This window comes from Mesorhizobium sp., assembly GCF_017306585.1.
Taxonomy (GTDB): Bacteria; Pseudomonadota; Alphaproteobacteria; order Rhizobiales; family Rhizobiaceae; genus Mesorhizobium.
Genome location: NZ_JAFKIC010000038.1, coordinates 1 through 8,340, shown reverse-complemented (window position 1 = coordinate 8,340; position 8,340 = coordinate 1). Strand labels below are relative to the sequence as shown.

At 65.0% G+C, this 8,340-nt stretch carries 8 protein-coding genes and 1 pseudogene; 1 reads left to right on the top strand and 8 read right to left on the bottom strand.

The window, feature by feature from the left end; genetic code table 11:
- The 5 genes and pseudogenes from J0I79_RS01430 to rsfS all read right to left on the bottom strand — a co-directional run.
- Positions 1 to 603 (bottom strand): annotated as a pseudogene (locus J0I79_RS01430) (divergent polysaccharide deacetylase family protein); the annotation flags it as partial.
- A 177-nt stretch (positions 604 to 780) separates the two neighbouring features.
- The gene (locus J0I79_RS01425) at positions 781 to 2,112 is read right to left on the bottom strand and encodes a S41 family peptidase (RefSeq protein ID WP_292854750.1); all 1,332 of its coding nucleotides are present in this window, start codon (positions 2,110 to 2,112) and stop codon (positions 781 to 783) included.
- 1 nt (position 2,113) lies between these two features.
- The gene (locus J0I79_RS01420; protein ID WP_292854747.1) at positions 2,114 to 3,448 is read right to left on the bottom strand and encodes a murein hydrolase activator EnvC; all 1,335 of its coding nucleotides are present in this window, start codon (positions 3,446 to 3,448) and stop codon (positions 2,114 to 2,116) included.
- Between the two features lie 127 nt (positions 3,449 to 3,575).
- Entirely contained in the window at positions 3,576 to 4,058 is a 483-nt protein-coding gene (gene rlmH / locus J0I79_RS01415) for a 23S rRNA (pseudouridine(1915)-N(3))-methyltransferase RlmH (protein ID WP_292854744.1), read from the bottom strand.
- A 72-nt stretch (positions 4,059 to 4,130) separates the two neighbouring features.
- Entirely contained in the window at positions 4,131 to 4,508 is a 378-nt protein-coding gene (gene rsfS / locus J0I79_RS01410; protein ID WP_135902362.1) for a ribosome silencing factor, read from the bottom strand.
- Positions 4,509 to 4,750: 242 nt separating this feature from the next.
- On the opposite strand from rsfS, the gene J0I79_RS01405 reads away from it, so the two are divergent.
- Positions 4,751 to 5,611 carry a mechanosensitive ion channel domain-containing protein gene (locus J0I79_RS01405; RefSeq protein WP_292854737.1) on the top strand — a complete coding sequence of 287 codons (861 nt, stop codon included), beginning with the start codon at positions 4,751 to 4,753 and terminating at the stop codon, positions 5,609 to 5,611.
- On the opposite strand, the gene J0I79_RS01400 is transcribed toward J0I79_RS01405, so the two are convergent.
- From J0I79_RS01400 to J0I79_RS01390, 3 genes are all read right to left on the bottom strand, one after another.
- The gene (locus J0I79_RS01400) at positions 5,608 to 6,900 is read right to left on the bottom strand and encodes an MFS transporter (RefSeq protein WP_292854734.1); all 1,293 of its coding nucleotides are present in this window, start codon (positions 6,898 to 6,900) and stop codon (positions 5,608 to 5,610) included. The genes J0I79_RS01405 and J0I79_RS01400 overlap by 4 nt on opposite strands.
- A gap of 73 nt (positions 6,901 to 6,973) precedes the next feature.
- Positions 6,974 to 7,744, bottom strand: a complete 771-nt coding sequence (locus J0I79_RS01395) for a hypothetical protein (RefSeq protein WP_292854732.1) — start codon at positions 7,742 to 7,744, stop codon at positions 6,974 to 6,976.
- Positions 7,741 to 8,328 carry a nicotinate-nucleotide adenylyltransferase gene (locus J0I79_RS01390; protein WP_292854752.1) on the bottom strand — a complete coding sequence of 196 codons (588 nt, stop codon included), beginning with the start codon at positions 8,326 to 8,328 and terminating at the stop codon, positions 7,741 to 7,743. Before J0I79_RS01390 ends, J0I79_RS01395 begins: the two co-directional genes overlap by 4 nt.
- Positions 8,329 to 8,340: the final 12 nt, after the last annotated feature.

Here is an 8,340-nt window from a genome sequence, read left to right as displayed (position 1 = left end):
CGGCGCGCAGGCCAGCGTCACTTCCGGCGGCAGCTTGGCGATTGCCGCCTGGGTGCCCGTCTGGGATACCGCAAGGCCGCCGATGACGATCGCGATACGGGCGCCGCGTGAGCCGGACCAAGGCCGCGCATAGGCGTCGAACGGCCGCCGGCCGTCGGCGGAACGCATCGGCAAGGGTCCGGTTTCGCTCGCCTCGATCAGCGCCTTGTCGGGAATATGCGCGATCTTCAGGTTCTGCCCGACGGAGGACGGATCGCGAATGACGATAGGGGCGTTGCCCGGAGCATCGCCTTCCGGCTGGACATGGATGATCTGCGGCCCACCGGTCTTGGCCGGCGTTTCGACTTTCGGCGCGGCGACCGGCGCCAGAGCCGGCGGCGTCGCGGCGGGCTCGGCCGCCGCCGTCACCTTCGGCGTCGAGACCGCGACCTCCTGCGGCTTTCGAAACGGCTTGTCCCTGAACGCGAGCGGAGCGGAAACACCGACAGCCGCCAGAACCACGGCGGTCGCCACGACCGCGCCCGCGCTGATTTTGCCGGCGGCGCGCGGCGCCCGGACAGCCTGTCCAAGCGGGCGTTCGATGTCCTTGCCGATCTCAGCCAAGCCCTGTCCCCGGTGTACATGCCTCGAAAGCTGCCCCTTCGAGAAGACATGCACGTTTCTGCCAGACCCCGATTCGGTACTCCGAAACCAGGCTCACCCCGAATCAAACTGCCGGAACCTTTCGATCCCGGCAGCATCGCATTGCTTCGTCCACGCGGCCAGACCAGCCGCTGGCCGTTACTGGTTGAGCACGGCCTTTTCCGGGTTGGGCGGGAAGGCCGGATCGGTCTTCTCGCCGCGCAGCAGCTGTTCGGCGAAGATGAGCTGCAGATCGTCCTTCGGATCCGGCGGCACATAGGCGGCCGAGCCGGAGCCGGTGGCGCTCTCGTCGGCGCCCTTGATATGACCCTTGAGGTCGGATTCGCCGCGCGTCAGGTCCCTGCCCTGCAATTCGGGCGGCAGCGGCTGGTCGACCTTGATGTCGGGCGTGATGCCCTTGCCCTGGATCGACTTGCCCGACGGCGTGTAATAGAGCGCCGTCGTCAGCCTGAGCGCGCCATTCTCGCCGAGCGGGATGATGGTCTGCACCGAGCCCTTGCCGAAGGACTGCGTGCCGACCACCGTGACGCGGCGCAGATCCTGCAACGCGCCGGCGACGATTTCCGAAGCACTGGCGGAGCCGCCATTGACGAGCACGATCATCGGCTTGCCGTTGATGTCGTCGACCTGCTTGGGCTTGGCGTCGAAGCGGGTCACGTCCTTCGGATCGCGGCCGCGCGTCGAGACGATCTCGCCGCGCTTCAGGAACGCGTCTGAAACGCTCACCGCCTGGTCGAGCAGGCCACCCGGATTGAGGCGCAGGTCGAGAACATAGCCCTTGAGCTTGTCGTCCGGCACCTGCTTCTTGATGGTGTCGATCGCGTTCTCGAGGTCGTCATAGGTCTTCTCGGTGAAGGACGTGATCTTCATGTAACCGATGTCGTTCTCGACCCGGAACTTGACCGCCTTGACCTTGATGATGTCGCGCACCACCGTCAGCTCGATCGGCTTGTCGGCGCCCTGGCGCAGGATGGTGAGCTTGATCGGCGTGTTGACCAGGCCGCGCATCTTGTCGACCGCGTCGTTGAGGGTCAGGCCGCGAACCTCCTCGCCGTCGATTTTCGCAATATAGTCGCCGGCGAGCACGCCGGCCTTGGCCGCAGGCGTATCGTCGATCGGCGTGATCACCTTGACCAGGTCGTTCTCCATGGTGACCTCGATGCCGAGGCCGCCGAATTCGCCCTTGGTCTGGACGCGCATGTCCTGCGCCTGTTCGGCGTTCATGTAGGAGGAGTGCGGGTCGAGCGAGGACAGCATGCCGTTGATGGCGTTCTCGACCAGCGACTTGTCGTCGGGCGGGGTGACGTACTGCGCCCGGACCCGCTCGAAGATGTCGCCGAAGATCGCCAGTTGCTTGTAGGTCTCCGACCCCGCAGCGTTTGCCGCCGAGCCGGGCGCGCCATAGACAAGGCTCATGGCGGACGCGCCCATCAGCGCACCGGCAAACAGAAGCGACAGTTTCCGCATCATTTCACGTCCTTCCAGAAAAACGGTCCGCCCACCATGGGGCCGGATCGACGGGTTTTCCATCCTTGCGGAACTCGACATACAGTTCCGGCGTGGCATTTCCATTCTTCGAAACCGAGGTGCTTGCCACCCGGGCCTCTCCCATCGCGCCGATCGGTTCTCCTGCGAGCACCGATTGACCAGTCGCGACGCTGATTCTGCTCATCCCCGCCAGAACGACATGATAACCGTCGCCGGCATTGAGGATCAAGAGTTGACCGTAGGAGCGAAACGGCCCCGCATAAAGCACATTCCCATCCGCCGGCGCGGTGACGATGGCTCCCGATTGTGTCGCAACCATGTCGCCTTGCATCAAGGCGCCGTTACCGTCATCGGCACCGAACCGGCGCTTGATCCGGCCCGTAACCGGCAGCGCGATCTGTCCCTGCAACGCCGAGAAAGGGGCGGCCGCGGTCAGCCGGTTGCCTTCGGGAACCGGCAGCGACGCCGTCTGGTCGTCGCCGGGTTGGCCGGCACTGGCTGCCTTTGCGGCATCCGCGGCCTTGCGGGTCTTGTCGGCCTGCGCCTGGAGCGAATCGATCAGATCCTTCAGGCTGCTCGCCTTTGCGGCCAGTTGCTCCGAGCGCTGCTGCTCGGCCACCATCTCGGCCTGCGTATCGGCCTCGAGCTTCTGCTTGGCCTCCAGCAGCATGCCGAGCCGCTTTTTTTCCGCGACCTGATCGCCGACGGCCGCGGTCAGCCGCGCGCGTTCGGCCTCGATCGAGGCCGTCACCCGAGTCTGCTCCTTGAGATCGGCCAGCAGCTTGTCCGTCTGCTGGCGCAATTCCGGCACCACGGCGCCAAGCAGGATGGCGCTGCGCACCGACGACAGCGCGTCCTCCGGCTTGACCAGGATCGCCGGCGGCGGGTTGAGCCCCATGCGCTGCAGCGCGCCCAGCACCTCGGCCAGCACGTCGCGCCGCGCCGCCAGCGAGGCGCGTATCTTCTGCTGCTGGTCCTTCAGCCCTTCCAGCTTGCCGCCGATGTCCTCGATGTCCTGGCCAAGCTTCTGCTCGGTCATGGCGGACTGGATCAGGGCAGCGGTGATCGAGGCGTGGTCCTTCTTGACCGCCGCGATATCGGCGGCGAGCTTTGCCAGCCGTTCCGAAGACAGCGTTATTTCCTTGGATACTTGTTCGTATTCGGCCCGGCTCTGGTCGGGATCCGGCGCCATGTCGAGCATATTCTCGGCCCGTGCCGCATGGAACGACAGAAGCACCGCCGCCACGGCCATGCCGCAGCGTGCGCGCCAGGGGCCCGCTTTCGTTGAGCCCGTCGTCGATTTCCAACCTTCAGACATTCGCGATCGATACTATCGGCGGCTTCGTTAACGAACCATCAACCATGTTTGAAAGGCTCTGTCCCTCGGGTACGATCTTGCCCGGCATTGAGGCGGAAATCCGGGCGTGTCGCCTCAAAGTCAACCGCTAGGAGCGATGATAAGGGTGGCCCGACAGGATCGTGGCCACCCGGTAAAGCTGTTCTCCCAGCATCACCCGCACCAGTTGATGCGGCCAGGTCAGCACGCCTAACGACAGCACCAGTTCGGCCTGGTCGCGCAGCGATTGGTCGTGACCGTCCGCGCCGCCTATGGCAAGCACAAGAGCCTTACGACCACCATCGCGAAGCTGCCCGATACGTTTGGCGAAATCTTCCGAGGAAAGGCTCTTGCCGCGCTCATCCAGAAGGACCAGGGCTGTGCCCGGCGGCAGTTGCGCCTGCAGCCGCGAGCCCTCGTCGCGCTGGCGCTCGGCGGCGCTCTGGGCGCGGCCTTCGGTGATTTCGGTGATGCCGGCGAATTCGAGCCCGACAGCCGGCCCGCTCTTGGCGAAGCGCTCGAAATAGCGGTCGGCCAACTCCCGTTCGGGGCCGGCCTTCATCCGGCCCACGGCATGAACTGAAATTTTCATCCCGCCTCTATAAGCCGCTAATGCCTGTCGCCCAAAGCCGAATTCCGATTCCGAGCAACGATGCCAAGCAGCCTAATGAAGGGTCTCTTCCTCGAGATCCGGCGCCTGCCACATCTTTTCGAGATTGTAGAATTCGCGGACTTCGGGGCGGAAGACGTGGACGATGATGTCGCCCGAATCGATCAGGACCCAGTCGGCGCCAGACAGCCCTTCGACGCGCGCCGTGCCGAGGCCGGCATCCTTGAGCGCCTTGAGAAGGTGATCGGCGACAGCCGAGACATGACGGTGCGATCGGCCTGACGCGACGACCATGTAGTCGCCAAGGCTCGATTTCCCCTGGATGTCGATTGAGACGATGTTTTCGGCCTTGGAGTCTTCCAGACTGGCAAGGACTGTCTTGATGGCACGGGACACGGCGTCGTTTACGCTGATCCCGGCCGGCGAAGGCATGATGTCGGCCTTCTTCCGCAGTGCTGTTCTCAGTGTATTTCCTTTCGCAGCAAGAACAACCAAATCACCCCCAAAAGCAGGTGACGCCACTTAGATAGGCAGAGTTCCCTGACAGTTTCAAGACGGAGCCCCGATCCGGGCCAACTTGCCGGTTGCCCGGATGTTCCAGGCCCGGCGAAAAAAGATCGGAACCCAGCCCTTGCGCAGCGGTTAACGGCTGACCAGCCAACCGGAATCCCGTCATGCCGATAGAACCGCAGACCGCCCTCCTCAGCGTGCAGACCGCCATCGCACAACTGAGCACGCTGATCGTCTCCTACTCCTTCTCGGCCATCGGCGCGGTGATCCTGCTCGTCGTGGGCTACGTCGTTGCCGGCCTGCTGGAGCGCTCGATCTTCGCCGGGCTAGGCCATATTCACGGCTTCGACCAGACGCTGCGCCACTTCTTTTCGAAGATCGTTCGCTATGCCGTGCTGATCCTCGTCGTCATCATGGTGCTTGGCCAGTTCGGCGTGCAGACGGCATCGATCATCGCCGCCATCGGCGCCATCGGCCTGGCTATCGGGCTCGCTTTGCAGGGCACGCTGCAGAACATCGCCGCCGGCATCATGCTGCTCGCCTTGCGGCCGTTCCGCATCGGCGAATCCGTCGAGGTCGGGTCGATCGCCGGCTCGATCGAGGAAATCGGCCTTTTCGCCACGAAGCTCAGGACCGCCGACGGCGTCTACATACTGGCGCCCAATTCGACGCTGTGGAACCAGCCGGTGCGCAATTTCTCGCGCAACGGCGTCCGGCGCGGCGACATCACGCTCAGCATCGGTTCGTGGAACGACATCGATCGCGCCCAGAAGACCCTGCTCGCCATCGCCGCCGCCGAACGGCGTATCCGGCGCGAACCGGCGCCGATCGCCTTCGTCGCGACATTGGGCGAAAGCACCGTATCCATCACCTTGCGGTACTGGACCTCGTCGGCGGACTTTTTCGCCACGCAGACCGATCTGACCAAACGCGCCAAACAGGAATTCGACCAGGAAGGCATATCGATCCCGCTGCCCGCACCGGAAATCCCCGACCAGGACACCCGCCGGCAGAAAAGCAACTAGCTGCCCCGGTGCCGCTCCTCGTCTTCCGGCGCGAAGGCCAGTTCAACCGGCAAGGGGGCTTGAGCCGACATCGGCGCGAAACTGCCGGTTTCAGCAGCCGGAACCGGCCGCGCCGCCACCACGCGCCACAGCACGAACAGGCAGAACACCGAGGCGATGACGATGCCGACGTAAATGAAGGTTTCGGTGCCGTATATCACCGAGAGCGCGGTAACGATGCCGGGCACCACGAAGCCGGCCAGCGACCAGGCGAACAGCATCGAACTCGAAAGCGCGAGCAGTTCATCCTTCTTGGCCCGGTCCGCCGCATGCGCGCTCGATAGCGCATAGATGGATTCCGCCGCGCCGTCCCAGATCAGATAGATCACCACAAGCGCCATCAGCGCGCCGCCATCGAAGACGATCGCCAGTACGCTGGCGACGATGGCAAGCGCGGCGGCGCCGGCAAGCACGTAGCGCCGGTCGGTACGGTCCGAGAGCCAGCCGAGCGGTATCTGCAGGATCAGCGTGCCGACCGGCATGGCCGACAGCAGCAGCGCCACATCCGCCTGGCTGTAGCCCTTGGCGGTGGCATGAATGGGCGCGAAGCCCGAAATGATCATCGACAGGCCGCCGACGGCCAGCATGCCCGCGACGCCGACCGGCGAAATCCGCCAGGCCTGGCGCAATGCGACCGAAGCCGCTTGCGGCGCCGGCGGCTGGGCAAGCCGCGTCATGCCCACCGGCAGGATGGACAAGGCGGTGAAGGTGATGCCGATCAGCGAGGCGGCCGACGTGCGGATATCGACCACGGCCAGCGTCGCATAACCCACGCCCAGCCCGGCGATATAGGCGACGTAGAACACCGCCATCACCCGGCCGCGTATCGAATTCGGCAAGGCGTCGTTGAGCCAGCTCTGCGCGACGATGAACAGGCCGCAAATGGCAAAGCCGTAAAGCGCGCGCGCGGCAATCCACAGCAAGGGAATCGGGCCGGCGCCGATGGCGGCATTGGACAGCGCGATCAGCGCCGACAGCACCATGAACGCGCGGGCGTGGCCGACCCTGCGCACCAGCGGGCCAGTCAGGATACAGCCGGCGAGGCCGCCCGCCGACAGTCCCGTCACGATCAGCCCGGCCCAGATCGGGTCGATGCCTTCGACGCCCAGCCGGACAGGGATGTAGGCGAACATCAGCCCGTTGCCGATCGCGATCAGCGCCATCGAGACGATCACGCTGGCGATCGCGATCAGCGGCGCGGGTGCGCTGTCTTGTTCTCGCCCGATCGTTGCGCGGTTTTTCTCCAACATGGTCCCACCATCGCCCATCCCCGAGCCCGAAGCCCCCGCAAAAACGACATCACAGGGCAGGCGGCGGCAGCTCTCAGCTCGCCAGGATTTCACCCAGCGGCGAGGTCGGCGGCACATCGGCGAAGGAGAGCTTGCGCAGCGATCCGCGCCAGAGATGGATCGCCAGCGTGTCCGGCTTGATCAGGTCGGCGAGACGCAGACCCGGATCGAGCAGCGTGCCCTGCCCCTCGATGTTGGAATAGAACACGTTCTGCGCCGACGCCTGGTCGAGCAGGCCGTGCTTGCGCACCAGATGGGTCAACAGAGGCGGCCCGAGCGAGGCGTGCGGCAGGTTCTCGAACCCCTTGAGCCGCCCGAAGGCCCGCCGGACGCCGAAGCGCAGGCGCTTGCTCCACGAAAACCATTCGGGAAAGCGGTTCGGATGGTCCACCATCTCGGCCAGGTCGCGCAGGATCGGTGAGCCCGCCGGCAGGCTCAGCACCGCATTGTTGATGCGGGTCTGGCTCTCCCAGCCGAACATGTAGGGCCGGCGCGGCAGGGGCCTGACGCAATACATGTCGCAGTCGATATAGATCTCGGCCCCGGTGGTCAGCAGCTTGTAGCGGAAGATGTTGCCGAACAGCGAATAGCTGCCGTTGCGGTGCACGATGACGCGCTCGCGCGGCAGGATTTTGGCAGCCTCCGCCAGTTCCACACCAGCTGGTGCGTCACCGGGATCGTCATAGACATGCAGCACCGTGCGATGGCCGTGGCGGACGAAGGATTTGAGGCAGCCGACCTGCATGGCTCCGAGCGGCCCGTTGATCCAGAAAGCATGAACCGCCGGCAGGTCGGGATTGATCATGTCTTGGCCATCCGGCGGATCGCGCTCGACGACAGCGACGAGCGCGGACCGTGGATGAACGTCCAGGCCGGCGCCTTCATGCGGGCAAGCAGCGGTGCATCGCCTTCGTCGATGCGCGCATAGTCGAAGGTCTTGGCGACGACGGACGACAGGAAGGACAGCGTGGCGCCCGGACGGTCGATCACCGCGATCGGGAAGGTCATGACAATCTCGCGCCAGCGCTGCCAGCGATGGAAGTCGCGCAGACTGTCCGCACCCATGATCCAGACGAACTCGACGCCGGGATTGCGCGCCTTGACCAGCGCCAGCGTGTCGGCCGTGTAGCGCACATGGTGCGCAGCCTCGAAGGCGGTGACCTTGATCTTCGGGTTCCGGGCGATCTTTTCGGAAAGTTCGATGCGCTCTGCCAGCGGCGCCAGCTCGCGCGTGCTTTTCAGCGGGTTGCCCGGCGTCACCATCCACCACAGCTGGTCGAGCGCCAGCCGTCTCAGTGCGATCTCGGCAACCAGCGCATGGCCGGCATGCGGCGGATTGAAGGAGCCGCCGAACAGTCCGACGGCGAGCCCCTTGGCGGCATAGGGCATGCGAAAGTAGCG

What these genes read in the sequence shown, in the direction of transcription:
- J0I79_RS01395 (WP_292854732.1), bottom strand. Translation starts at nt 7,744, where the DNA reads ATGATCAATCCCGACCTGCCGGCGGTTCATGCTTTCTGGATCAACGGG.
- rlmH (WP_292854744.1), bottom strand. Translation starts at nt 4,058, where the DNA reads ATGAAAATTTCAGTTCATGCCGTGGGCCGGATGAAGGCCGGCCCCGAA.
- J0I79_RS01400 (WP_292854734.1), bottom strand. Translation starts at nt 6,900, where the DNA reads ATGTTGGAGAAAAACCGCGCAACGATCGGGCGAGAACAAGACAGCGCA.
- J0I79_RS01425 (WP_292854750.1), bottom strand. Translation starts at nt 2,112, where the DNA reads ATGATGCGGAAACTGTCGCTTCTGTTTGCCGGTGCGCTGATGGGCGCG.
- J0I79_RS01390 (WP_292854752.1), bottom strand. Translation starts at nt 8,328, where the DNA reads ATGCCCTATGCCGCCAAGGGGCTCGCCGTCGGACTGTTCGGCGGCTCC.
- J0I79_RS01420 (WP_292854747.1), bottom strand. Translation starts at nt 3,448, where the DNA reads ATGTCTGAAGGTTGGAAATCGACGACGGGCTCAACGAAAGCGGGCCCC.
- rsfS (WP_135902362.1), bottom strand. Translation starts at nt 4,508, where the DNA reads ATGCCTTCGCCGGCCGGGATCAGCGTAAACGACGCCGTGTCCCGTGCC.
- J0I79_RS01405 (WP_292854737.1), top strand. Translation starts at nt 4,751, where the DNA reads ATGCCGATAGAACCGCAGACCGCCCTCCTCAGCGTGCAGACCGCCATC.